At 67.0% G+C, this 25,841-nt stretch carries 19 protein-coding genes and 1 pseudogene; 11 read left to right on the forward strand and 9 right to left on the reverse strand.

The window, feature by feature from the left end; all coding sequences use genetic code 11:
• Positions 1–266 precede the first annotated feature (266 nt).
• Positions 267–1,034 carry an SDR family NAD(P)-dependent oxidoreductase gene (locus DL519_RS04370; protein WP_190813000.1) on the reverse strand — a complete coding sequence of 256 codons (768 nt, stop codon included), beginning with the start codon at positions 1,032–1,034 and terminating at the stop codon, positions 267–269.
• A 91-nt stretch (positions 1,035–1,125) separates the two neighbouring features.
• The gene (locus DL519_RS04375) at positions 1,126–2,148 is read right to left on the reverse strand and encodes a zinc-dependent alcohol dehydrogenase family protein (protein WP_190813001.1); all 1,023 of its coding nucleotides are present in this window, start codon (positions 2,146–2,148) and stop codon (positions 1,126–1,128) included.
• 126 nt (positions 2,149–2,274) lie between these two features.
• Here DL519_RS04375 and DL519_RS04380 point away from each other — a divergent pair, with 126 nt between their 5' ends.
• The 5 genes from DL519_RS04380 (at position 2,275) to DL519_RS04400 (ending at position 9,897) form a co-directional block, all read left to right on the forward strand.
• Positions 2,275–3,207, forward strand: coding sequence for a helix-turn-helix transcriptional regulator (locus tag DL519_RS04380; RefSeq protein ID WP_190813002.1), 933 nt, complete (start codon positions 2,275–2,277; stop codon positions 3,205–3,207).
• A gap of 90 nt (positions 3,208–3,297) precedes the next feature.
• A complete protein-coding gene (locus DL519_RS04385; RefSeq protein WP_190813003.1) occupies positions 3,298–4,500 on the forward strand; it encodes a hypothetical protein in 1,203 nt (400 codons plus the stop codon).
• 17 nt (positions 4,501–4,517) lie between these two features.
• Positions 4,518–7,997 carry a hypothetical protein gene (locus DL519_RS04390; protein ID WP_190813004.1) on the forward strand — a complete coding sequence of 1,160 codons (3,480 nt, stop codon included), beginning with the start codon at positions 4,518–4,520 and terminating at the stop codon, positions 7,995–7,997.
• Positions 7,994–9,637, forward strand: a complete 1,644-nt coding sequence (locus DL519_RS04395; protein ID WP_190813005.1) for a hypothetical protein — start codon at positions 7,994–7,996, stop codon at positions 9,635–9,637. The genes DL519_RS04390 and DL519_RS04395 overlap by 4 nt, the downstream gene beginning before the upstream one ends.
• 101 nt (positions 9,638–9,738) lie before the next feature.
• The gene (locus DL519_RS04400; RefSeq protein WP_190813006.1) at positions 9,739–9,897 is read left to right on the forward strand and encodes a hypothetical protein; all 159 of its coding nucleotides are present in this window, start codon (positions 9,739–9,741) and stop codon (positions 9,895–9,897) included.
• 166 nt (positions 9,898–10,063) lie between these two features.
• Here the strand turns inward: DL519_RS04400 and DL519_RS04405 are convergent, their stop codons facing one another.
• Together DL519_RS04405 and DL519_RS04410 are read right to left on the reverse strand one after the other, a co-directional pair.
• Positions 10,064–10,834, reverse strand: coding sequence for an ABC transporter permease (locus tag DL519_RS04405; protein ID WP_190813007.1), 771 nt, complete (start codon positions 10,832–10,834; stop codon positions 10,064–10,066).
• Entirely contained in the window at positions 10,831–11,517 is a 687-nt protein-coding gene (locus tag DL519_RS04410; RefSeq protein ID WP_223838430.1) for an ABC transporter ATP-binding protein, read from the reverse strand. Before DL519_RS04410 ends, DL519_RS04405 begins: the two co-directional genes overlap by 4 nt.
• A gap of 568 nt (positions 11,518–12,085) precedes the next feature.
• Between DL519_RS04410 and DL519_RS04415 the strand changes: the two genes are divergently transcribed.
• From DL519_RS04415 to DL519_RS04425, 3 genes are all read left to right on the forward strand, one after another.
• The gene (locus tag DL519_RS04415; RefSeq protein WP_190813008.1) at positions 12,086–12,337 is read left to right on the forward strand and encodes a hypothetical protein; all 252 of its coding nucleotides are present in this window, start codon (positions 12,086–12,088) and stop codon (positions 12,335–12,337) included.
• Positions 12,338–12,977: 640 nt separating this feature from the next.
• Positions 12,978–13,454: an Imm1 family immunity protein gene (locus DL519_RS04420; RefSeq protein WP_168589093.1), complete on the forward strand. Its 477-nt coding sequence runs from the start codon at positions 12,978–12,980 to the stop codon at positions 13,452–13,454.
• Between the two features lie 880 nt (positions 13,455–14,334).
• A complete protein-coding gene (locus DL519_RS04425; protein WP_190813009.1) occupies positions 14,335–14,484 on the forward strand; it encodes a hypothetical protein in 150 nt (49 codons plus the stop codon).
• Between the two features lie 578 nt (positions 14,485–15,062).
• Here DL519_RS04425 and DL519_RS04430 read toward each other — a convergent pair.
• The 5 genes and pseudogenes from DL519_RS04430 to hxlA form a co-directional block, all read right to left on the reverse strand.
• Positions 15,063–15,833: pseudogene (locus DL519_RS04430) on the reverse strand (ABC transporter permease); the annotation flags it as partial.
• 51 nt (positions 15,834–15,884) lie between these two features.
• Positions 15,885–16,460 carry a GPR1/FUN34/YaaH family transporter gene (locus DL519_RS04435; protein WP_223840205.1) on the reverse strand — a complete coding sequence of 192 codons (576 nt, stop codon included), beginning with the start codon at positions 16,458–16,460 and terminating at the stop codon, positions 15,885–15,887.
• A gap of 562 nt (positions 16,461–17,022) precedes the next feature.
• On the reverse strand, positions 17,023–19,155 hold the full coding sequence (gene tkt, locus DL519_RS04440) for a transketolase (RefSeq protein WP_223838431.1): 2,133 nt from the start codon (positions 19,153–19,155) through the stop codon (positions 17,023–17,025).
• 657 nt (positions 19,156–19,812) lie between these two features.
• Positions 19,813–20,556, reverse strand: coding sequence for a ribulose-phosphate 3-epimerase (gene rpe / locus DL519_RS04445; protein WP_190813012.1), 744 nt, complete (start codon positions 20,554–20,556; stop codon positions 19,813–19,815).
• A gap of 212 nt (positions 20,557–20,768) precedes the next feature.
• Complete coding sequence (hxlA, locus tag DL519_RS04450; RefSeq protein ID WP_190813013.1) at positions 20,769–21,395, reverse strand: 3-hexulose-6-phosphate synthase; 627 nt, start codon at positions 21,393–21,395, stop codon at positions 20,769–20,771.
• 1,323 nt (positions 21,396–22,718) lie between these two features.
• On the opposite strand from hxlA, the gene DL519_RS04455 reads away from it, so the two are divergent.
• The 3 genes from DL519_RS04455 (at position 22,719) to DL519_RS04465 (ending at position 25,822) form a co-directional block, all read left to right on the forward strand.
• Complete coding sequence (locus tag DL519_RS04455; RefSeq protein WP_190813014.1) at positions 22,719–23,711, forward strand: class I fructose-bisphosphate aldolase; 993 nt, start codon at positions 22,719–22,721, stop codon at positions 23,709–23,711.
• Positions 23,712–23,984: 273 nt separating this feature from the next.
• On the forward strand, positions 23,985–24,653 hold the full coding sequence (locus DL519_RS04460; RefSeq protein WP_223838432.1) for a response regulator: 669 nt from the start codon (positions 23,985–23,987) through the stop codon (positions 24,651–24,653).
• Positions 24,650–25,822 carry a GAF domain-containing sensor histidine kinase gene (locus DL519_RS04465; RefSeq protein WP_190813015.1) on the forward strand — a complete coding sequence of 391 codons (1,173 nt, stop codon included), beginning with the start codon at positions 24,650–24,652 and terminating at the stop codon, positions 25,820–25,822. Before DL519_RS04460 ends, DL519_RS04465 begins: the two co-directional genes overlap by 4 nt.
• Positions 25,823–25,841 lie beyond the last annotated feature (19 nt).

A 25,841-nucleotide genomic window follows, 5' to 3' on the forward strand; every position in this document is an offset into this window, starting at 1 on the left:
GCGCACTGTTTCCCACCACTGCACCCTGATCAGTCAGCTCGCGCCTGGCGGCGCGGTGGGCGCGCGAAGTACCGAGCCGCAACCGAACGAACCCGCGCCGGTTGGCACGGGCTCGTTCGATTCGAAGTGAAGTTCACCGCGGGTCACGGCCTGGCTTCTCGGGGTCTCGGCAGCAGTGGAGCGGAGAACACCGGCAAGGTGACAGACCCGCATGAGCCCCAACTTCCCGTGCAGCCACGTCTCTACGCTATGAGGGGAGACTCACATCAGTGGACGGTGAAGCCACCATCGACGGGGAGAGCTGTTCCGGTGACGAAGCTGGCGCCGGGGCTGCACAGCCACAGGACGGCTGCTGCGACCTCGTCCGCTCTCCCCAGCCGGCCGATGGGCTGTTCCTTGATGATCCCGGCCATGGCCTCGGCCTGGTTCTCGACCATGTCGGCGACCATCGGGGTGTCAATGACGCCGGGGCACACGGCGTTGATGCGGATGCCCCGGGGCGCGTACTCAACTGCGGCGCTGCGGGTCAGGCCGATGACGCCGTGCTTGGAGGCATGGTAGGCCGCACGCTCGGGCAGCCCGACGAGCCCGCCCAGGGATGAGCAGTTGACGATGGCGCCGCTGCCCCGCTCTCGCATCTGTCGCAGTTCGTGCTTCATCGCCGCCCAGACGCCGCGCAGGTTGACGGCGTTGACCCGGTCGAAGGAGTCGGCCGTCTCGTCGGCCGCGTCGGTCGGCGGCACCTGGATGCCGGCGTTGTTGAACGCCATGTCCAGGCGGCCGTACTCCGTCACCGCGCGCCGCACTGCCGCTTCCACTTGCTGTTCGTCGGTGACGTCGCAGTCGACACCGATCGCCCGCCGCCCGCGGCCGGTGATCTCTTCGGCTGCGTTCTGGACGGCATCGTGGTCGAGGTCGGCCAGAACCACGGCGGCGCCGGAGTCGGCGAACGCGCGGGCGGCGGCCAGGCCCATGCCGGAGGCAGCGCCGGTGACCAGGGCCACCTGCCCGGAGAAGTCGTAGGTGGGGTTCATGGTGTTCTCCCGTCGAATCAAATAAGGTCCCGCAACCTGCCCAGGATTTTCGAGGTCCCAGGCGAGGCGGCTGGAATCGGTGAGTGAGGGGTCAGGGCTTCAGCAGGGTTTTGATGGCGCGGCGCTCGTCCATCGCCTTGTAGCCCTCAGCGGCCTTATCGAGCGGGAGTGTGAGGTCGAAGACCTTGCCCGGGTCGATCTTGCGGTCCCAGATGAGCTGGATCAGCTCAGGCAGGAACCGACGCACCGGAGCGGGACCGCCGAGCAGGTGCACCTCAGCGAAGAACAGTTCCTCGCCCGGAAGCTCCACCCCGTGGGCCACGCCCACGTACCCCACGTGCCCACCGGCACGCGTGGAGCGGATGGCCTGCATCATCGATTCCTGGGTGCCGACGGCCTCGATCACGCTGTGAGCGCCGTACCCGTCGGTGAGCTCCTTGATCTTGGCTACGCCCTCGTCGCCGCGCTCTGCGACGATGTCGGTCGCGCCGAACTCGCGGGCGAGCTTCTGCCGCGACTCGTGCCGCGACATCGCGATGATCCGCTCTGCACCCAGCTGCTTCGCGGCCAGAACAGCGAGCAGACCCACCGCTCCGTCACCGACCACGACCACGGTCTTACCCGGCCCGACCTCAGCGGCCACGGCGCCGAACCAGCCCGTTCCGAGCACATCGGAGGCGGCCAGCAGCGAAGGGATCAGGTCGTCGTCCGGCATTCCGGGGGTGGCGACGAGGGTGCCGTCGGCCAGCGGCACCCGCAGGTACTCCGACTGTGCCCCACCGGCGCCGACGAACTCGGCATGCGCGCACCGCGACTGGTAGCCGGCCTCGCAGATCTCACAGGTGTTGTCCGAGGCGAAGAACGAACCGATCACGAAGTCCCCGACCGCGATGCTCTTCACCTCGTCGCCGATCTCGGTGACCACACCGACGTACTCGTGACCCGTCGGAGTCGGCTGTGTCACATCGTTGACGCCGCGGTAATCCCACAGGTCCGACCCGCACACGCAAGTCGCCGACACGCGGATGATCGCATCCGTCGGCGCGACAATCGCGGGGTTCTCGCGCTCTTCCACCCGGACATCGCCCGGGGCATAAATGACAGCTCCACGCACTTGGCAGACATTCCTTCTTCACACAGATCTTCTGGGATGCCTACTCACCGTCCGTCGCCTCGCGGATGCCTGCCAGACCCTGTCAGGGACCCCCAAAACAGGAACAGGCGTCCTAGCCTTGAAGGCATGAAGTTTCAGCAGGAGATCAGGGACTTCCTCATGAGCCGCAGGGCGGGGATCTCGCCCGAGCAGGCCGGGCTGCCCCACCTCGGGGGCAACCGTCGCGTCCAAGGACTGCGGCGCGAGGAAGTCGCGATGCTCTCCGGCCTCAGCGTCGAGTACTACACCCGCATGGAACGCGGCAAACTCGGCGGCGCGTCCGAGAGCGTCCTCGACGCGATCGCCCGTGCGCTGCAGCTCGACGACGACGAGCGCGCCCACCTGTATGACCTGGCACGCAACGTCGCACCCGGCTCGCCCCGCAAGCACCCCAAGCGCACCCCGCCCGTCACCGCGTCAGTGCAGCAGGTCCTCGACTCCATGAGCGTTCCCGCCGTCGTGCAAAACGGACGTCTCGACCTCCTCGCGGCCAACGACCTGGGTCGCGCCCTGTACGCCGACCTGTTCACCATGGCCAAGCAGCCACCGAACTTCGCCAGGTACGCGTTCCTCGACCCACGTGCCGAGGATTTCTACGCCGACATCGACCAGGCGAAGAACCTCCTGGTCGCGGTGCTCCGTGCGACCGCCGGACGTGACCCGCTGGACCAGAAGGTGACCGAACTCATCGGTGAGCTCTCCACGCGGAGCACCGATTTCAGCACCCGCTGGGCCAAGCACAACGTGCACCGCCACTTGCGCGGACGCAAGGTCATCAACCACCCGGTCGTCGGAACGATGGATCTCGCGTACGACGACTTCGCGCTGCCCGGCGACCCGAACGTCTCCATCACCACCTACACCGCAAATCCTGGTACGCCCAGCGCTGACGGTCTCACCCTGCTGGCGACCTGGGCCGATACGCAGAAGCAGCCGCAGAGGACCAACGACGAAGTACACGGGTCTTCGACCACGAGCACGGTCGGCACGTCTGAGCGCCGTGACGGCGGAGACCGATAGAGCCGGCCAATCCCCGCCAGACCCCCGCACGCGTCCCGCCGGGAAGCGCGAGGGACAACATTCCGATATCTACCAATATCGGAAGCAATCATGCGCCTGGAGTCCGGTGAGCGCAGTCACGGCTTCTACCGTGGCCCGTTCACCGCAACTCCGGCCCAGCCGCTGCCGCAGCTCCCGCCCGCGACGCCGCGCCTGGACTCCCCCGGTGCGGCACTGGTCTACCTGGAGCGCTACGGGGTCTACGACACCGGCTACGCCAGCGCGTTCAGCATCGGTCGCGCGCTCGCGCTGGCCGACGCCCCGTTCCGTGGCAAGCTTCTGGAGTTCCGCAAGGCCGCCCGCCGCGCCGCCCGCCGCCTGCTCACCCACCCCGAGCTGGCGCACCGCACTGCCCGCGACGCCGCGGCCCTGCTCAACACCGACCTGGCCCGGCACGCCTTCGATCGGCTGCTGACCACCCAGGGCCGGCTGATGGACGCGCTCACCCGCACCGGAGCCCAGCTCACCGCGGCCGAGCGCCGCCCAGCACCGCGCTCGGCGCCCCTGACCCCGCTGCGCCCGGTCGACCTGCGCGCCGCCCTGTCCACAGTGGAGGTACGGGGGGTGCTGCGTGAGGCGACCGCCACGCAGCTCGACCCGGTGCGCGAGTGGCTGAATCGCCTGCCGCTGCTGGAGATGGTCCCGTTCGAGCACCTGGTGCCCGACGAGCGAATGCTGCCCGAGGAGAGCATCCGCTTCTTCCACGTCGACCCCGCCTGGATTGGCGCGCTGGTAGATGGCGCGCTCAGCGTCGGCGTCGGCCACGCCCTCGACGCCGACCTCAACATGCTCGCCGCCGAGGTGGCGGACCCGCCACAGTGCGGGGTGCTGATCCGGTCCGACCTCGTCCCGAACTGGCCCAAGATGGTCACCGCCGCGTTCCGCGGCGAGGACGCGGTCGAGCCGGCGCACAAGGCGATCTACGGCACCGACGTGATGCTGCTGCTCTACCCGGAGGTCATCGACACCTTCGCCCTCGCCGAGCCGCCGCAGGGCCTGCACTTCGGACTGGGGCTCAAGGGAACCATCGAGCTGCGCAACCTCGTCCCGCCGGGTGTCGGCACACCGCAGGGCGACTTCCCCGACCCGCCCGGATTCGCCGGCTTCCTGCGCGGGCAGGGCGATGTGCTCGACATCGCTGACAAGCTCGAGCCGGCGCTTGCCGCCGCCCACGGCGTGGCCGCGTTGTCGTCGGCGCAGTTCGCCCTCCAAATGATCAAGGCTCCGCAGTTGCAGACCTTCGATCGTCCCTGACCAGAACGGACTTCGCGATGCCCAACTCCACTCTGGTGGTCCCGATCGAGGTGTCCGCGCTCGCGGTCAACATCCAGACCCGCGACAGCGGTCGCCCCGAACGCCCCGAGGACCCCGACAGCCCGTCCGGCGCCCACGTGATTCAACACTGGCAAGCCAACTTCCGCTTCATGACCGAGGACAACCGCCCGCCCGAACCACCGCCCTTCGACACCGAGAAGTGGTTCGACGACCCGCGGCGCCTTGGCGTCTACCTCCAATGGCAGCTCCCCGAAGCGCTGTGCCGGGGCCACGAGGATGACGAGAGCGGCCAGATCGGCGGCTTCCCGCTCGTCCCGAACCGCTGGCTGGTCGTCCGCCGCTCCTCGGCCGGCATGCGGTCGTGGATCGTCGAGAGCGACTACCTCGACCCGCAGCACGGCACCGTGTCCTACCTGGACCCCGTCGCGTCCACCCCGACCGCAACGAAGATCGGCCGGCGGCATGACCTCACCGAGGACTCCCCGTGGGCGGAACCGGCCGACACCCACGGGCAGTTCCTCACCGCGGTCGGCCCTGGCCTGCTCACCTTCTCCGCCTTCCAGCCCTACAACACCAACGTGTTCTCCATCCACGACCCGCTTGAGAACATCCTCGAGGAGGACCACCGGCTCAGCTACCACGTGGTGGGCTGGTACTCCGACGAGGGCCAGGACATCCTGATGGCTCGCGAACGGCCCGCCGACCTGCTCAGGCGGCTGGAGTGGAGCCTGCCATCGGGGGGCAGCCCCCGCCGCTCCCTGTACACCGGCACCGCGCTGGGCGTGGAGTGGAAGCTCAACGGCGACGTCCCCGACTCGGACTGCCCCGGCCCCGACCACATCGCCGTCGCCATCGGCAACAACGCCGCCGAGGCCGCCGCCGTCCTCCAGGAACAGGCCGGCGGACCCGGCGCGCTGTCCGCCGACGAGGCCCGCCTCTACCGGGCGTTCGTGCTGGGGGTCCTCGACGAACTGGACCGCCCGGACGGCGACCTGTTCCCCGAGCGCACGGCCCACCAGTCCGGATTCGGTCCGGTTCCCGGCGGATACACGTGGCGCGTGGTGGACCGGGGTGACCCCACCGCGCCCCCGACACAGACCCGCGAGGAACGCAGCCGCCAGCGACTTCTCGAACAGGACCTTGTCGCCGGCCTCAACACCGCGCAGGGCCGCCTCGACACGCTGGAACGCGAGCTGCGCGGCGCGCAGGAACACCTCTACCACCTGTGGGCGCTGGCCCGGGAACACCGTCAGCCCACCGAGTTCGCCGCCCGCATCGGCGCGGAACTCAACCCCGACAACGCCAACGGCGCGGCCGGCCGGGTGGTCGCGCTCGCCGCCGAGCTACGCGACAGCCGCGCCCAGATCCCCTGGGCATTGGACGCCGACACGCTCGCCGCCCGCGCTCGCGCCTACGCCGACCAGCACGGCCTGCGGTCCACCAGCGACCTGCAACGCGTGCCCCTCGACCCCTACGAGCAGCACGCCGATCCCGTCGTCATGCTCCAGGGCGCCAACCTCAACGCCCCCATGACCCGCGGCACCGCGCTGCCCTGCCGCACCGAGGATCGCCTGGTGACCACCGTCGGCCCGATCACCGCCGAAAGCGTGGCCGCGGACGTCGCCAGGGTCAACACCACCGGACTGCCCTCGGCCGTGCCCGCGCTGGTCACCGAGTTCTGCATCCTCGACCAGGCTCGCAGCATCGGCGCCGACCTCGGCAGCGCCACCGGCACCCTCCCCGAACTGGGCACCCAGCCGTGGCGCCAGCCGTGGCGGCCGCTCTACCTGCTGTGGAAGGCCGAATACACGACCCTCCCCTTCCAGGACCCCGACGGCACCGACCGCTGGGCCTTCGACCGCAACCGCTATCGCTGGCAGGGCGGCGAGTGCACCGAGGCCGTCACCGTCAGCGGACGCCAAACCCTTGCGCCCACCAGCGGCCACGACCAGGACGGCAAACTTTCGGGCTACGCGCACGGCCGCGGCGACCTGCCCACCGAGCTCATCACGCGACTGCGCGCACAGGCCCGCAACCTCGACCAGCTCTCCCAACGCCTGGACGGGCTCAGCGCCGCCGTGGGCCAACGCGAGTTCCGCGCCACCCTGCGACCTGCCGGCCCCATCGGCGACCTCATCGGCGACGCCGACACCCTCGCCCCCGATCCCGGCCCGCAGCCGGTCTTCGAGTGGGACGACCCGGAACCCTCGGACTTCCAGGAGCTTCGCGCTGGCCAGCTGATGTTCACCAACCTCTCGGTCGTCGACCGGTTCGGCCGCGCGGTCAACCTCATCGACAACCGCCGGCACTTCGAGCCGTACCGGCCGACCACGATGGTCCCCGACCACCCAGTCGGCGACATCGGCGTCAAGCGCTTCGTCGAGCTGAGCCCGCGCCTGCTGCAACCCGCCCGGCTGCGCTTCGACTTCCTGTCCGCACAACACGACGAGGACATCGCCCTCACCCCGGGCGCCAACCCCGTGTGCGCCTGGCTGCTGCACAACCGGCTCGACCAGTCCATCGTCTGCTACGCCCCCGACGGCCACGCACTCGGCGACCTGCGCACCGTCCTAGACCCCGACCCCGACCCCGACGAACAGCGGGTGGTCCACTGGAGCGCACTGCCGGGCTCAGCCATCGAGGAGTTCGACGACCTCGCGGCCGTTTCCCTGCACGCACACCGCTTCCTCACGACCATCAAGCGGCGCGGCCCGCAGGTCTTCGACGCCTTCCGGGCCACCCTGGACGAGACCCTCACCACCATCGACCCCGACGGCCCAGACGACGAGAGCCTGGCCTGCCTGCTCGGGCGTCCGCTCGCGCTCGTGCGTGCCCGCCTGGATCTTGAGCTGTGCGGCCCTGTCCGCACGGACGTGACCTGGCAGAACGTCATCGCCCCACCCGAGCCGCGGATGCCGCGCTACCCGTGGATCGTGCGCCTCGGCGAGGCCGCGCAGATCGACGACGGCCTGGTCGGCTACGTGCAGAACGACGACTACGACCACTTCGAGACCGTCATCGAACCGTTGGGCGAATCCGCCGGGTACCTGCGGTACATCGACAAAGGCCAACGTCTGCGGCTGGCCTTCGAGGGCGACAGCAGCGCGCTGGCCACCCTCCTGGTCGACCCGAGGGCGCCTGTGCACGCCACCACCGACATCCTGCCCGTCAGCGCGCCTCACGTTCCGGCCGAGTTCACCGCCGACGCCCTGACGACCATGGCCGTCAGCTTCCGCACCGGCCCGATTCTTGCGGGCACGACACCCGACGACGAGGCGGTGGTGCTGCCGCGCCCGGCCACCGCGACCGGAACATGGTCCTGGGCGCAACGCTCGGGTGGCGAGTGGACGGGCGCGCCCGTCACCGTGCCGGACCCGGCCTCGATGCCTGTCGGGCAGCACCCCGAGATCCGCTCGGGCTTCCTTGTTCTCGACGACACCGCGCAGGCGTCCCGCACCCATGGAGCGCAGTCGTGAGCGTTGTGTCCCAGGCGATCCCCGCCCCCGCCCCCGAAGGCCGGGCCGCCGCGGCCCTGGAGTTCGGCTACAACTCCAGTCCCAGTCCGGTTCGGGTCTCGCCGTCGACCGGCACCGTGGAGCTGGCCGATCTCGTGATCGTTGGCAGCCGCCGACTCAGCGGACCCATCGAGTGCAGCGAGATCACCCTGGTCATCCCGACCGGCACCAACTCCCCGGACCTCGCGCTGGACCTGGACGGGATCCCCGCCCAGACCAACCTCCCGGACTGGACGGCCGACACCAGCGAGCAGACGAAGACCATCACCTTCAAACCGACGTCCGGATTCGCCACGATCGCCAAGGACGCGGGCGTCACCATCGAACTCATCGGCGTGCGCATCAACCGCCAGGTCGGCATCGCCCCGCTCCGCGTCCAGGTCAGATACCGCGCGCCGGGCGACACCGAGTGGGACACCGACACCGTCACACTGGAGATCGGCAAGTTCCCCGCCGACTTCTACCTGCGCAACTTCGTCGCCAAGCCACTCGTGATCGACAACGGCGACTCGGTCAAGCTGACCTGGGAAGCCGGCGGATACGGGTCCCTGCGGCTGCTCTACGACACCTACGACCTCAATATGCACGAGGAGAACGGCGAGACCGGCTACACCGTCCACGATGTCCGCAAGGACACGGCGTTCTACCTGCGCGCCACCGTCCCGGTCGGCTCCGGCACCATGGAACGCATCCTCAGCACGCTTGTCAGTGTCCGGGTACCGGACCTGGACGTCGGCACCCTCTTCGTCCGCGGTGGCATCTCCAACCTGCACCACGCCACCCGGACAGGCGGGGCCTGGACCGCGCAGCCGCCCGTGCCGCGCCTGTTCAGCAACGCCCCGCCAAGCCTCGTGGTGTACAACGACCAGCTGCATTGCATAGGCCACAGCCAACTCAGCGGCGAACTGCTGTGGACGACCCTGCACGGTGCCAGCTGGCAACCGACCCCAACGCGGTTGGACCTCGGCGGCGGCGCCGACCCCGCCTTCGCCGTATGCGACGGCAAGCTGTACTGCGTCTACCGCGACCCCGACGACAATTCGATGCACGTGACAGTCGGCACGCGGGACACCAGTCAGCCCGGCCAGCTCTCCTGGAGTACTCCCGCCCGCATCACCGCGCAGAACTGGACGACCACCCACAAGCCGGCGCTGGCCGCGGTGGCCTTGACCTTGTGGTGCGTCTTCCGCCGCCCGAACGGATCGCTGTACTACGGCCACGGTTCTTCGTCCGGTTCATGGCGTGCGGCCGAGCAGATCGCCGCCGAAAGAACCACCACCCACGGGCCGGCCGCAGCCATATCGGGCTTGATCCCGATCTGCGCATACCGGAACGAGGACGACGAACTCTACGTCCATGCCGCCGCCATAAGCGACGTCAGGCCGGTCGCCGGGGTGCGAACGACCGAGGCGCCCGCGCTCGTTGGCCTCGACGACGGGGTGCTCCAGTGCGCCTACCTCGGCGAAAACGGCAAGCCGCAGCTCAAAAGCGCCATGGGCATCGGCGCGTGGAGCCCTCCGCAGGACATCTCCCCGCTGCCCGCCACCAGCAGCCTCTCGCTGGCCGAGTTCGGCGACACCCTGCACGCCGTCTACCAGTAACAGGCCCACAGGCGGAAGCAGTAAGAGGCCGGCGTCCGCGGTAGCCGGACGCCGGCCCCAGGCCGCACCTGGCGATGGTTCACGAGCCGAGCAGAAGCAATGTGCCTTGCCCAGCACACCGCCCCAACGACGAGGACCTCACGAGCGTCTTCTGCACCGGCATCAGGGCCAGTGCCACCCGACCGTGCGGCGACACCGGCGACGCCATCGCCGAACTCACCCGTGGCGCGGTGTACTCCCTCTACGGAATCACCCCCTGACAAGCCAAAACGACTTTGCCGGGACCCTGCCCGGGCTAGGGGGTAGTCACCAGCGTCCGCAACGCCGAACGCCTGCTCGCCCGCACTGACCCGAACATCCCGGAAAACGAAGCTGGCAATGGGTCTGCCCGACCTCGACGCACCCGACACGGTCGCCTCGCAGAGATCACCGCGGTTGCTGAAGTCGGTGTGCTGAGGTGTCGAAGAGCGCTCGTTGGGCGAGGTGGCTGGCGACGGCGGCGGCCACGGTGGCTGCGGCCAGCAGCATGTACATGACCACGATCTGGTAGCGGATGGCGGTCAGGGGGTCGACTCCGGCGAGGATGAGTCCGGTCATCGCGCCGGGCAGGCTGATCAGTCCGACGACTTTGGTGGAGTCGATCGCGGGCAGTAGTGCGGTGCGGGCGGCGGAGCGGCGGTGTTGGGCGAAAGCGTCCTGGACTGTCATACCCAGTGACAACCGGGCCTCGATGGCGGGGCGTGCTTGGCGGGTGTCGTCGGCGAGTCGCAGCAGGGTCAGGCCGGTGGCCTGCATGGCGGTGGAGACGATCATGCCGCCGATCGGGATGACGACCTCGGGTCGGGTGGGCAGGATGCGGACCAGTAGCAGGCTGCCCAACGCCACGAGTGACCCCGCTGTGATCGCGAGAGTGGCCAGTGCGGGGGCGCGGGGCACGGCGCGGCCTCGCCGCCCGGCGACCTGTCCGGCGATGAGGATCATCACCGCGACCCAGCCCAAGGCGCCTGGTAATCCGGCATAGTGGAACAGCAAAAGCAGGACGGCGCCGGCCGCGGCCAGTTGCACGGCTGCCCGGACGGAGGCGAGAAGCATATCTCTGCTCACCCCGAGCCGTTGGTAGGTGGCGACGGCGACCGCGATCGCGACCAGCACCACGGACATCGCTACGTGCAGCCAGGTCACGCCGGTGAGGTTCATGGGGCGGTCTCCAGATCCCGGATGGCGTCGGGTGGTCCGCAGGCTCGGACGTGGCCGTGGTCCATGACGATCACGTGGTCGGCGACCCGGTCGACCTGGGCGGTGTTGTGGCTGACGAGCACCGCCGTGCCACCGCGGCTGACGTGGGCCCGGACGGTGTCGTCGATCGCGGCTGCGCTGGCCGCGTCCAGTGCAGCGGTGGGCTCATCCAGCAGCAGCACTTCCGGCTCCAGAGCCAGAGCGCGGGCGAGACAGACCCGTTGAGCTTCCCCGCCGGAGAGCCCGGTGGTGGTGCGGTCGAGCAGCGAGGACGGCAGCCCGACCCGCGACAGCAGGCAAGCCACGTCCGCCCGGCCGAGTTGCGGGCGGCCGAGCCGGATTTCGTCGACGACCGAATCGCTGAGCAACACCGGCTGCTGGGCGACCAACTGCACCCGGCGCCGCAGATCCAGCACATCATGCTGGGCCAATGGGATCCCGCGGAAGGCGATCTGTCCGGTGTCGGGGTCGTCGAGCCGGGTCAGCAACCGCAGCAGCGTCGACTTTCCCGCCCCGCTGCGCCCGACGACGGCGGTACAGGCTGCGGCGGGGATTCGCGCGCTCACGTGATCGAGCACCGGCGTGGCCTGGCGCCGCAGGACCACGTCGTGGATCGCGAATACGGAGTCTCCTTGCACCGTCACGCCCTCACCTGCGTCCTACCTGCTGGAACGATCCTTGATATGAACACGGTTTCAACGTAGCTGGGAGTGACAACTCTGGTCAGCCCAACATGTCTGAGCGCTACGTATACCACTGCTCGCTTCAGTCCTTGACGAAGCGTCGGCCGGGCTCGCGGGGGATGGCGACCCATCTACGATTCAACTTTCGCCGGCAAAGCCGATTGGGGAGGTGGGTTCTACGCCGATTCTTCTGCCACAGTCGGTAAATCCGCAGTTCAAAGGTAGGAAGATTGACCCATCTGTGGGCCAACGTTCGTGCTCTTCTTGGCCCTTTTTGACCCATCCTGGGGTTGAACTTTTGTGCCTGCGCGAGGGTGATGGCTATCCCAGTGGCCCCATCAAGGTGCACAACATCGGGTGCGCCGACGCCGTCGAGCCTCGGCCCCACCGTCTACGTGCTCGGCGCGTCCGACGCGAAGGACTTCTTCAAGCAGCCGTTTGCCCGCATGCTCTCGGCCTTCGCGGCCTGGCAAGAGACGTGCTTCTTGCTTGATCGCGTGGTGTCAGGGGTCTGGTCGATGCTGGGGGCATGTCCGTTGCGGAACTGCGTACTCAGTTGACGAACCTCGCCGCCCAACTCCCCGTATCCTCGCTCTCCACGGCCCGCCGCGGCGCCGAGGACGCCCGGGCGAGTCTGACCTCCGCCTGGCGGGGAAGCGATCATCCTTCGGCGCAGGCAGCGGTGCCCGCGGCATCTGCGGCTTCGGACCGTCTCGCTGGCATCATCGAGGCCCTGGAGCAAGCGGTCGAGGACATCGCCGCCTACAACGAACGCCTGTGAGCGATGTCGGCGCTCACCGAGACCATCAGCAAGCTCCACAGCGCCCTCAGTGTCCTCCCCGACGGGGCAGTTCAGGAGGCGCACCAGCGGCTGGCCGACGATCTTCTTCCGCGACTGGCGGCCTTGGCCGCCGGCACCCATCAAGCCAGCCGCCTTGCCGCAGCACACGTCCGGCTGGCCGCGCTGCCCGTCGAGCTGGACCAGGTTCGGGACCTCCTGCAGACCGTGCGGAGCCACACCGAGGAATGGATCAACCAGCACGGCGGCACCGCAGCGGTCTCCGCGGCATCGTCCCGGCCTGCGGCGGCCCTCGGTACCTCGGAGCGAACGACCGCGGGGCGGGTTGCTGCCTATCGCGCCCGGCTGGAGCATCCCTGGCCGTACGGCAAGCCTCTCCAGGGGTGGCGGCTGGCGGGTGGCGACGGTTCGAGTGATCGGGAGCTGGCCAGTGGGACCAAACTGGCCTCCGGCCAGACCGACCCGTCTTACACCGCCGCGGTCCAGCGCGCCCGTGAACTCGGGTTGGCTCGCGGCGGCTTCGTGCCTGACATCGCCCGGCACATCGAGATCAAAGAAGCCTCCACGATGACCGCGGGCGAGACCCGGACCATCGTGATCGGTATGAAGGGAAGCGCACGTCGTGACGATCCAAGCCCAGTACTGGGCCTACGAACCCGACCAGCCGCCCGCCGAGCACGTCGCCGAGCTGGCCACACCCGAGCAGGTGCGCGAGTTCGTGACGCTGCTGTCCAGCGACCAGGTCAGCGACGCCCTGCTCACCCATACCCAGCGCCCCCGGATGGAGACGCTGATCCCGGACGAGGACGACCCCGATGCGTTCCTGACCGTGCCGGACCACTCCGTGATCGCCGGCGTCCACGGTGACCGCGGCGCGCTGTCCTACCAGGGCAACGACGGCCACGGCACTGAGCCGGTACACCTCTACAGCCACGGAGACGGTCCCGAGCGGCCCGTGTTGTACGAAACCGACGAATTCCCCCCGCACTGCGAAGTCACCATCGACGCGATCGCGGAGGCGTTGATCGCGTTCCTGCGGACCGCCAAGCGTCCGGCCACGCTGACCTGGCAACCCGCACACGACTGCGCCCGCCAGTGATCCCGTCGGTGGCATGCCGCCGAGCATCGATCGAACGGATGTGCGAGCGTCTGGGTGCGGGTGAAATTCGAGTCGGACGGGGAGGTCGTGGTGGCAGTCAAGATCGTCCACACGACGCGGTCACAAGAGGTGCGGTTCGGTGATCGGGCAACGGCCCAGCACTACGCCGCCCAGTAAGGCGGACTTGACGCATGGCGGGTCCTGCCGGTCCTGGGGGCACCTGCCCGGCGGGAGCCGAACGGGCAGCCGTGACGCCTACCGCCGCTGACCGCAAGCGAGTAAGCCGTTGGCCAGCGCTCACTCGCCTCGGCCCGCTGGGGCAGAGTGCGCGACCCGGCCAGGCGATGCCTCGTGCACATCTGCGGATTCCCGAGCAGAGAATTCAAGGTTGATATGTCTGTATCCCTCCGGTCCCGTCGGTGTGCAAGGTTATCGTGGGCCTGCTGTCGAGCAGCATCGCAAACAATGGCCCTACGCTCTAGAATAGGAATCGAGTCCGATGCGCGTCCCCGATGAGCATATAACCGACCGCCGAGGAGTCGCGATAATCAATGATGTCGTGCATACGGAGCTCGAATGGATCTTTCGGGCGGGGTAAACGTCCTGGACGATTTCTCGGTGCCTCTAACCGTTGGCGCCGATTACTTCAGTTGCCCATCCTGTCGGTTGGTCTTGGACAGCTACGAACTCATCAACCAGACGGAATTGGACCTCAATTGGAGGGTAGAGGGTGACGTTGAGGACTACCTCCCCGACGAGCCCGATTACGGGAACGACTGACCCCGGTTCCGATGATCACCGGCCTGACCGTCTTGTCCATCACTGCCGATACCGATGAGCCGTTGACGGTCGACTGTTCGGGAACGGCAGACTGATTGCCATGAGCGTCGCAGATCACTCCCGCAACCACATCGCCCGGCCCGGACACCAACTGCACGACGCGGTCGACCTGCGCGGCTGGGAGCACCAAAGCATCTGGGGCTGGGACGAGGGCACCGGCAGCTTCTACGCCCAACTCTGGGCGAGTTGATCATGAAGGTGGGTTCTACGCCGATTCTGTCGGCAGAATTCGGTGAAGCAGCAGTTCAGAGATAGGGTATCGACCCATCTGTGGCGAAGTCGATCGGGGAGGTGGGTTCTACGGCGATTCTGCCTGGCGGCAGTCGGTAAATCCGCAGGTCAAAGGTAGGCAGGTTGACCCATCTGTGTGGGCAATGTTCGTGCTCTTTTTGACCATCTCCCGGTTGAACTTTGGTGTTCCGCGCCGGGGTGATGGCTATCCCAGCCACCCCAGTCTGGACTCTGACTCAGACGTGAGGCTCGACCCGAGCGTGAACCTGTTCTTTCTCGGATGGCACCCATCCCCGCTGATCCGACCAAGCGTCTGACCGTGGGACGTTTCCGCACATTGGCGCATTTCATCGTGCGCCGCGACGCGGTGCTCGCTCCGCTGCTGTCGCTGCGGGGTTGGAGAGCCGGCGGAGCCACGGCCAGCTCGCTGAGCAAACGTCACGCACTGCCGCGCGCCCGGCAATGATCACCTTCCGGTGGCGCCGCTTCGCCTGGCGAATGCGGCCCACCGGGGCACGGTACTGCATGTTTTTTGCCTCATGAACGCCGCTGGCGCCGCACCATTCGTACGGCACTCCACGTCCGCGAAAGCAGGGCACCAGTCGCGGGCCGGGGCGTTGCCGGTTCAGTCCGGGTCAGCCGGCCCAACGCCACCACGTACAGCGTGACGACGATCGCGACGGCCTCCACCGCCAGCAATGAGATGAGGACGAACAGCTGTACCACTCCCGCCTCGACCGGGCTGGCGCCCCCGAGCAACATGCCCACAAAGGCGCCCGGCAGGGTCACGGTGCCCACCGTCCGCGTCTGATCGAGCGCGGGAACCAGGGCACCCCCGGCGACCGGCTGCGCGATCTCCAGCCTCGACTGGCTGTCCGTCAAGCCCAGCGACAGCGCGGCCTCCACCTCACCCCGACGCTGCGACAACTCCTCCAGTAACCTGCGCCCGGCAAGCGTGGTCGCCGTCAGCGCACCACCGATGAGCTGACCCACCAGCGGAATCAGGACCAGCCCTGTCACCGGAACCGCACCCGTGACGAGCAGAACAGCCACGACCGGCACAACGCCCACAGCGATGGGTAAACCCGCCCACCACCAGGTGCGGTCGAGCGTGATCCGCCGCCCGGCAGTGCGTGTCGCGATACCGAACATCATGATCAGGAACGCCACGACGAGCACGACCGAGTTCACAATGTGAGCGATCACCAGGGACACGATCACCAGCTGCAGCGCTCCGCGCGAACCTGCCCCGAGCACTGCCTGCCACCGGCCCAGAGCACCCAGCGCAACGACACCGGCCGCCGAGAGCGATCCGGAAGCGCGGAGGCGGTCTTGTACCGCCTCCGCGCTTCCAGACCGTCACCGGCCCAGTACCGGACGGCCTAGCGGCAGTCCGCGGCCCCCTGTCGCCAGAGACATCACATGGAGGAACAGGTAGCAGCCCAGAGCAGCAAAAGTGAAGACTACGTATCCACCTGTGGCTTTCAATTCCGCTGAGCCCTGCAGCGTCGCAAGCAGGACGATAGCGAGGGCAGCATCAATCAGCGCGAACAGCAAAGTGTAAGCGACCGGAAGACGCAGCGTCGCTAGGGTTAAGAGCGCCACGGTGACCAACCACGAAATCAGGAACAGGGCTTGGGTGGCGGTGGCGCTGTCCGAGGGAACGCTGAACCAGTCGTGGGTCAATCCGAGTACGAGGATGCCGTAGCTGAGCCAAAATCCGGTAAAGATGCCGAAAATGGATGCGACCGCGCTTTGGCCGATCCCAGCAGCCCAGACTGCGGCAACGAGCTGGCCGATTCCGGTAGCGGCGAGAATGATTGCCACTGGTGTGCCGACTGCCGCGGGCGGCACGTAGCCGACGAGAGTCAAGCCAAGGGCGATCGAGCCCACGACGAACGTGGGAACGCCGACGGTTGCGGGGTCACCGGACAGTGGCCCTGGCCGCTGCTCAGGTTTTTGGTGCGCGGGTCTTGCGTGGTCTGTTGTAGCTGTGTCCGATGCGGTCACGATCCGCTCCTTTGCGGTGTCGGGTTCGCGGGTTCGCGGCCATCCAGAGCCGGAAAGACTTTGCCGGCTTCGAGTGGACGGCGATCCTTTACCAGGGAGTATCGGAGCAGTCTTTGAAACTCTCCAGACCGGCGTGCTGGAGAGCAGCATGCCGTGTCGACGTCTTGGCGGACAATGAGTTTAGAACTAGTGGAACTCAATCTTGCACGAATGGCTGCCTACAGCTGACAAACGGCAGCCGAGCAGGGTGCGGATATTGTCGCGCTGGAGCAGGCCATTCCCCTTATGGTTCCCGCGACCACGGTTATGTCGTGCCCTCGCGGATTTGGCGACCACGCTCCGACAGTTTGAACCGAGTCCTTTGTGGACCCCGACGCGGCGGAACTAGCCTGACCGGCACTCACCGGGCAGCCGCTCACATCATTTGTCTCCGCCTCGCAGCGATGGTGAGGATGATGTTCATGGCACGATCGCCCGCCGCCGGGCGTCAGCTCGACCGGACGGTGCTCAGAGTGCGTCGAGCGGCCTCGGTGACCGCCTCGGCGGTGATGCCGAACTCGTTGTAAAGGGTCTTGTAGTCGGCCGAGGCGCCGAAGTGCTCGATGGACACCGACTCACCGGCGTCCTTGACGAACCGGTACCACGGCATGGCGATGCCGGCCTCCACCGAGACGCGGGCCTTGACCGCGCTCGGCAGCACCGACTCGCGGTAGGCCTCGTCCTGCGCGTCGAACCATTCGACGCAAGGCATCGACACCACGCGGGTGGCAACGCCGTCGGCCTCCAGGATCTTCCTGGCCTCGACGGCCAGCTGGACCTCGGAACCGGTGCCGATCAGCACGAGCTCGGGCTTGCCGTTGCCGGCCTCGGCCAGCACGTAGCCGCCCTTGGCGACGCCGTCGGCGTCCACGCCCTCCAGCGTCGGCACGCCCTGGCGGGTCAGCGCCAGGCCGGCGGGGCCGCTCGGGTCTTCCAGGATGGCCTTCCACGAGGCCGCGGTCTCGTTGGCGTCGGCCGGGCGGACCAGCGAGAAGCCGGGGATCGCGCGCAGCGAGGCGACGTGCTCGATCGGCTGGTGCGTCGGGCCGTCCTCGCCCAGGCCGATCGAGTCGTGCGTCCACACGAAGATGACCGGGGTCTTCATCAGCGCGGCCAGCCGGACGGCCGGGCGCATGTAGTCGCTGAACACCAGGAAGGTGCCGCCGTAGGGGCGGGTGCCGCCGTGCAGCGCGATGCCGTTGAGGATCGCGCCCATCGCGTGCTCGCGGATGCCGAAGTGCAGCGTCCGGCCGTACGGGTTGGCGTTCCAGGTGCTGGTGGAGATCGACTCCGGGCCGAACGAGTCGGCGCCCTTCATCGTGGTGTTGTTGCTCTCCGCCAGGTCGGCCGAGCCGCCCCACAACTCGGGCAGCACGTCGGCCAGCGCGTTGAGGACCTCACCGGAGGCCTTGCGGGTGGCGACGCCCTTGCCGTCGGCCTCCCAGGTCGGCAGCTTCTCCTGCCAGCCGGCGGGCAGCTCGCGGGTGGTCAGCCGGTCCAGCAGCGCCTTGCGCTCCGGGTTGGCCGCCGCCCACTCGTCGAAGGCGACCTGCCAGTCGGCGCGCGCGGCCTTGCCCCGGGCGCCGGCCTCGCGGGCGTGGGCCAGCACGTCGGCGTCCACCTGGAAGGACTGCTGCGGGTCGAAGCCCAGTGCCTGCTTGACCCCGGCGACCTCGTCGGCACCCAGCGCGGCGCCGTGCGCCTTGCCGGTGTTCATCTTGGTCGGGGCCGGGTAGCCGATCACCGTGCGCAGCACGATCAGGGTCGGGCGGGCGCTCTCGGCCCTGGCCGACTCGATGGCCTCCAGCAGGCCCTTGACGTCCTCGCCGCCGTGCACCACGAGGACCTGCCAGCCGTAGGACTCGTACCGCTTGGCGGTGTCCTCGGACAGCGCGATGCGGGTGTCGTCCTCGATGGAGATCTCGTTCGCGTCGTAGATCACCGTCAGGTTGCCCAGTTGCTGGGTCCCGGCCAGCGACGATGCCTCGGAGGTGATGCCCTCCTCGATGTCGCCGTCGGAGGCGATCACGTAGATGTGGTGGTCGAACGGGCTCTCACCCGCGGCGGCCTCCGGGTCGTACAGGCCGCGCTCGCGACGGGCGGCCATCGCCATCCCGACCGCGGTGGCCAGGCCCTGGCCCAGCGGGCCGGTGGTGGTCTCGACGCCGTCGGTGTGCCCGTACTCGGGGTGGCCCGGCGTCTTCGAGCCCCACTTGCGCAGCGACTTCAGGTCGTCGATCTCCAGGCCGTAGCCGGCCAGGAACAGCTGCACGTAGAGCGTCAGGCTCGAGTGCCCGGCCGACAGCACGAACCGGTCGCGGCCGATCCAGTCCGGGTCGCTGGGGTCGTGCCGCATGACGCGCTGGAACAGCGCGTAGGCGGCGGGCGCCAGGCTCATCGCGGTGCCCGGGTGGCCGCTACCGCAGTTCTCCACCGCGTCGGCGGCCAGCACGCGGGCGGTGTCCACCGCGCGCTGGTCCAGTTCGGTCCAGCCTTCGGGAACGTGTGCGGTGGTCAAACGGGCAAGGTCGTCAGACTCTTCGCTCGCGCGGTGCCTGAAGGTAGATTCGTATGCGATCATTGACGCGCACTCCTGATGCTTTCGGTTGCTCGCGTGCTCTTCCCTGCGAGGAGGTCTGTCGTTGGGACGTGGCACCTGCCTCCTTGCGTTTCCGCGCCGGTAGGAAGGGCACCTCGATGATGAATACGTCAGGGCCACCACGATCTGCGGACAACTCGGACCACTCCAGGCCCAAGTTGCCCCCTTCGCGATCCAAGAACATGACCGCCGATTGCGATCGCGTCGTCACCCTCACTCATATGCCTGGCGGGACCATTCCGGCCGCCCTATCCGGGCCCCTATAAGTAGGCCACATCCGTGAGTGCTCGGGATGGTCGTCATCAATCAGGCGATGTGCCAAAGCGATCGCCTCTTTTCGATCGACCTCGTCAAGGGCGGGGCTCTCCCTAGCGATGGCCCCAAAAATGTTTGCCAGCTCATCTGCCGCGGTCGGAGACAGACTGGCATCGCGACCACAGTGCACGTAGCGCAACCGCAACGTTGCCGCGGCGGACAGCAGTAAGGAACACTCAGCTCCGCGCAAAGCTGTTCCGCTATTGCGAGCACCTGGCCCTTGGCCCTCCATGCCACTTCCCTTTCCATTACCGTATGTCCCCACGAGCGAGCCTTCTTATCGATACGCCGGTGTCAGAAGCGCCGACAGAGCGGACGGCCCGATCACGGTGCGGGCACCGGGCGTGTCAGGGCACGGCGAAGCTCATCCACCGCAGTTCGCTTCCCACCTGGGTGGCTGAGCACAGCCGAGCCAGCGACGAGGAACTCGGCTCCTGCGTACCAGGCCGCGAGTGCGGTGTCCGTCGAGATTCCTCCGTCCACCTCGACCCGCACCGGCCTCCCGGAACGGTCCACCAATGCGCGCACCTCTGAGACCTTTTCCTCCATCGCGGCGATATATCTTTGTCCGCCAAATCCAGGGTTGACCGTCATGATCACAATCTGGTCGAGCTGATCAAGCACGTGGCGAACGAAATCGATCGGAGTGGACGGATTAACGGCGACGCCCGCTTGTACCCCGAGGTCACGGATCGTGGAAAGTGTTCGAAGCAGGTGCGGACAGGTCTCGGCGTGCACGATGATGGTCTCGCAGCCAGCCGAAGCAAAGCGAGCGAGCATCGGGCCCGGGTCCTGCACCATAAGATGGGCTTCGAATGGCAGATGACTGTACTGACGGCACACGCCCACGACATCCGGGCCAAACGTCATGTTTGGGACGAAGCGCCAGTCCATGACGTCCCACTGGATGCGATCGACCCCTGCGTCGGTGAGGCTAGCCACCTCTTCGCCGAGACGCGCGTAGTCGGCGCCGAGGACAGAGGCCACCAGCGCTGGCTCTCTCAATGACCAGCTCGGTGCGGAGCGCCGTGATCCTCCGTGCAACACACTACTTGGCTCATCAACCATCAAGCGCTCCTCCTGATCACTTGTCCGGATTTCTTGAGTCGGCGTCCTGCGAAGTGAAACGCCCCAAAACGTTGGCTCTCGGAGCTCGCAGTTCTAGGTGGAATCGGATCAACTCCGCATGCGGAAGTACGGAAAAGTGTTGGGGGCGGCAGAGAAAATGCGGCCCCCAACACTCCGTGCCAAACTCGTGCTTGGTGCCGAGCCTAGCTTTGTCAGCTGATGCGACTCTTGAGGGCCTTTGCAGCCGCAGCCGGGTCCGTGGCGTTGTAGATCGCCCCCCCGGCCACCGCTACCCCCGCTCCGGCGGCCTTCACCGAGGCGATGCTTTCGAGGTTGACACCACCAGCGATCGAGAAGGGGACCCCGGCCTCCTGGCCGTCATCGAGCAGCGCCTGAATCGTGTAGCCGGGTCGGGCCTGCTCGTCGAGCCCAGCGTGAATCTCGACGAACGACACGCCCAACTTCGATACCTCACGGATTCGGGCCACACGGTTGTCCACCACGGTGATCATGTCAGCGACGACGTCCTTGCCGTACTTGCGGCCGGCAGCCACGGCCCCCCGCACTGTGTCATCGTCGGCCGCACCCATCACCGTGACCAGGTCCGCCCCAGCCTCGAAGGCGAGACCCGCCTCCAGCTCACCGGCGTCGGCGGTCTTCAAGTCCGCGAATACCAGCTTGTCCGGGTGCGCGGCCTTGATCGCCGTGATCCCGGCGAAGCCCACGGACTTAATCAGCGGCGTGCCCAACTCGAGGATGTCCACGGCATCGGCGACCTGACGCGCCAGGGTCAGCGCCGCGTCAAGTTTGATGACGTCCAATGCTACCTGCAGCTTCACGGTATTCTCCTCATCAGTGGTGATCGGTGACGTCCCGGGTTTAGGTGCGGATGACCTGCGCCGTGCTCCACGACACGGCGAATATTGCAACCGCCCAGAGTTGGCTGACTGCTTCCGAATTCCGGCTAGAATGGCTGGGAGATCACGACGTCGTTCGGCAGGTACCGGTCGATTCCTCCATGCTGCCCCTTCCTCGGCTCTGCGGTTTTCAGCCACACCTAGGACGCGCAACGGGTTGTGAGACTGCACGGATCTGTACGTCTAGGTCAACCTATGCAGTACGAACGGATGCTGAAAGATGACGGACGGTTCTTATGCGCGTCCAAGCGGCCTCGCCTCTGCGCTAGGCTTCGATTATGGTTGTGATCCGCAAGAACGCGGGATAGATCTTCGCGCGGGCGCGACCCCAGATCTAGCCCGTTGGGAACGGCCTTCGTCGATCCAGCTGAACCGTTTATAAATGCAGCGGTCAGTGGTGTTGCGATCCTGTAATGCGTCGGCGTAAGGTACTCCCGGCGCTAGGCCCAGTGGCTCAGGGTGGGCCTGAACCAGCTAAAATGCTCCAGTATTACCCGTTGCGAAGCACAATTGGCAAGGCACTTCTTAAGTGACCCCAATCGCAGCTGACGTACGTCACCGCGGTGTCGTTCAGAGCCCAAGGTCATTCCCGCGCCCCACGAGGCTTTCTTGCCCGGATGACGGGTGGTTCGTACGGGGAGGTCCTGCTCGTTCCCCCGGCCGAGCAGGAGTTGGGCTGCCCGGCCCCGGGTGGCCCGTCCCAGGGAAGTCTGAAAGGAGGTGTAGGACCTTGGACGGTCCTCGGTAGTACGCCCGTAAGCGCCAGATCCCGCTCACTCCACACTCGCTCAGCCATGGGGCTCCTTTGATCAGAAGCCCAGACTGTCGAGGGGTCGCGCCCAGCGAAGATCAATTTCGCTTCTTGTGGGTCGCAACCGTGGTCGCGGCGAGGCATAGATGCGGGTCCGCTTGGCCGCGATTTGGAACCGTTCGTGTTCCCGCAGCATCTCTTCGTGCTGCATAGGTTGACCTAGACGTACAGATCCGTGCAGTCTCACAACCCGTTGTGCGTCCTAGCTGTGGATGAAAAGCACAGAGTCGAGGAAGGGGCAGCGTGGAGGAATCAAGTTGTCTCGGGATGACGACGCCTGCGCGCTCAGCCTGGACCTCGGAAACGACAGTCACCGGCTGAATCTTATGGCGACAATCGGCTACGCCACGAGTCGACTCTATGAGCATTCAATAGTTCGTAAAACCGATATTGTCAATCGGTCTAGTGCAGTACGCGAGGAGGTGTAACGACAAATGTCAACCTTGACTGAAGTCGCCCACACACTGGTCTCTAACAGGCGCGGGATTCTCGCTGCCGATGAGAGCATCGGAACGATGTCGTCCCGGCTGGAAAGCGTCGGAGTGGAGCCAACGGAGGAGAATCGGCGCGTTTATCGTGAACTGATCGTCACCACGCCTAAGCTGTCCGATTCGGTCAGCGGAGTTATCCTCGCCGACGAAACTATTCGCCAGAAACTGTCCGATGGGCAAACTTTTCCCGAGGCTCTCGCGGGTATCGGGGTTCTCGCCGGTATCAAGGTCGATACCGGAGCCAAGCCGCTTGCGGGAGCCCCGAACGAAAAGGTCACAGAAGGCCTCGACGGGTTGCGCGAACGCGTGACGGAGTACGTGCGCCTCGGTGCGACCTTCGCCAAGTGGCGCGCGGTAATCACTATCAGTAACAGTATGCCTACAGAACGTGCGGTGCGCTCGAACGCGCACGCGCTGGCACGGTACGCCGGTCTCTGCCAGGAAGGGGGACTGGTGCCCATCGTGGAACCCGAGGTGCTGATGGACGGCGACCACTCGCTGGCGCAATGTCAGCAGGTGACGAGGGCCGTGCTGCGGTGTGTGTTCGACGAACTTGCTCTGATGCAGGTGGACCTCGAGGGCATGATCCTAAAACCCAACATGGTGGTGGCTGGGAAGGACAGCTCAGAGCAGCCCGGGGTAGAAGAGGTTGCCCAGGTCACGGTGGAGACCCTGCGTGAAACGGTGCCGCCATCTGTGCCTGGTATCGCATTCCTTTCTGGTGGGCAAAGCCCGGAAGTGGCGACGAGCCATCTCGGAGCCATGCAGAACCTCGATCCCCTTCCCTGGGAGCTGACCTACTCGTTCGGACGGGCACTGGTCGGGCCGGCTCTGGAGACGTGGCGGGGCAACCCCGACAAGTGGGAAGCCGCCCAGAGGGCGCTCTCCGAGCGAGCTGTCGCGAACGCCGCAGCACGCGTTGAGAGCAAAGGTTGATCGGCGCGATGTGCCGGTCATGCGCGCTGGCGGCTTGAAACATGAGGAGCACGACCGGATCGGCAACTACATAGTTGCCGATCCGGTCGTGTTGCTAGCCCTTTGTGTGAACGCATGCCCGAATACTCCGAAGGTGGGAGAGCAGTCAAGGCGCGTCCTTTCTGATGATCGGGTGCGTTTACCGACCGCGTCACGCACGTGGCGCACTCACCCACGACGCGGGTAGAGGAGCGGGTGGTATCATTCGTGGATTCTTCGCCGTAGGCTTCGTACATGATGGCGTCGTTTCCGAACCCCCAGCGCCTCGTGCTTGTCGATGACCACGAGATGGTGTTGCAAGGGCTCGATGCGATGCTCGGTCACTTCCCCGACGAGGTCCTGATCGTTGGACAGGTGACGACCGCAGCGGCGGCGCTCACAATGATTGCGGAGCAGCGTCCCGATGTCGTGCTGTGCGATGTGCGCATCGGGAAGGAGAGCGGCCTGGACCTGTGCCAGCAGATCACCACGCAGTATCCGGACACGAAGGTCGTCCTGCTGACCGTGTACGACGACGAGCACTACCTCTACCAGGCCCTGCGGGGCGGTGCGTCCGGCTACATCCTCAAACGCACCGACGGGCAGGAGTTGGTCGGCCATCTGCGTCGGGTCCGCGAGGGTGAGACCGTCGTCGATCCAGCGCTGGCCGGTCGGGTGGCGCTCTCGGCCGCGCGCCTCAGCGCCGGGGAGTTCTGGTCCGGTGTGCACCTCGGCCTGACCCAGCGTGAGTCGGAGGTGCTGGAGCTGCTCGTCTCGGGCCACTCGAACAAAGCGGTCGCGAGCAAGCTCGTGGTCAGCGAGGACACGGTGAAGACCCACATCCGCGGGCTCTACCGCAAGTTAGGGGTCTCTGACCGGAGTGGTGCCATCGCCGTGGCGTTGCGGGAGGGGCTCTTCCATTGAGCTCTGCTGCCGGTTCGATTCCTAACGCGGCGGACCTCGCCCGACTGTTCGAGGCCGACGGTGCACTGCTCTACGCCGTCGAAGGCCAGGACCTCAGCATCGTCGACATCTGGCCCGAGCACGCTTCCGCGGGCTCCCTGAAGCTGCAGGTTGGCTTCGGGGTCACCGGGTTGGTCGCGCGCACCGGTAAACCGGTCCTGCTCGAGGCCGACTCGCCGCGCAATGCGCTGCACCGTCAGCTGCTGCGTCTCGAGCGGAAGCAGACCGTGGCCCGGATGTGCCTCCCGTTGCGGGGACTCGACGAGGACGGTGTGGTGGGTGTTCTCGCTGTCCATCGGAATCCGCAGCGGCCGTTCGGTCCGGACGATCTGGAGGCTGCGGGGCCGTACGCGACCGTGCTGGGGCTGCGGCTGCACGCGCAGCAGCTGTGGCGGGCTCTCAACCGGCACCGCACGGAGCGCGACCGACTCATCAAGCAGGCCATCTTGGCGCAGGAGGCGGAGCGGCGCCGCATCGCGTTCGACTTGCACGACGGCGTGACCACGGCGCTCGCGTCCATGTCGTTCCACCTCTCGGCCGCAGACCTGACCGTCTCCGAGCTCGCTGCGCACGACGCCTCGGACGTCTCGACGCGGGCGCAGGAGCTGCAGCGCGCGTGGGCCGAGTTGGTGATCGCTCGTGAGCTGGCCGACGTGGCGTACAACCAGACGAGAGCGGCGATCGCGGGTCTGCATAGCCTGGTGCTCGACGACCTCGGACTGGTCGCGGCGATCGAGTCGCTGGTGCGAATGGCCAGTCGCGACGACGGGCCTTCCATCGAGCTCGTGGTGGACCCCGCCGCCGCGACCGACGACATCCCCGATCATGCGGCCGCTGCGCTGTATCGGATCACCCAAGAGGCCTTGGCCAACGCGGTGAAGCACGCCGAGGCCGACCGCATCGTGCTGTCCTTGCGTCGGGTGGGCGACTCGATCGTGCTCGGGTGCGCCGACGATGGGAAGGGCTTCGATCAAGCGGAACGCCGTACGGCGCGCGCGCTGGACGCCAACGGGGCGCAGCACTTCGGCCTCAGCTCCATCGCCGAGCGCTGCGCCATCATCGAGGCATCGCTGCGGGTTGAATCCGTCCTGGGGCGCGGCACCACCATGCTGGTCGAGCTTCCGCTGTAGGGACTGCAGGCGAACTGCT

This window comes from Saccharopolyspora pogona, assembly GCF_014697215.1.
GTDB classification, from domain to species: domain Bacteria; phylum Actinomycetota; class Actinomycetes; order Mycobacteriales; family Pseudonocardiaceae; genus Saccharopolyspora; species Saccharopolyspora hattusasensis.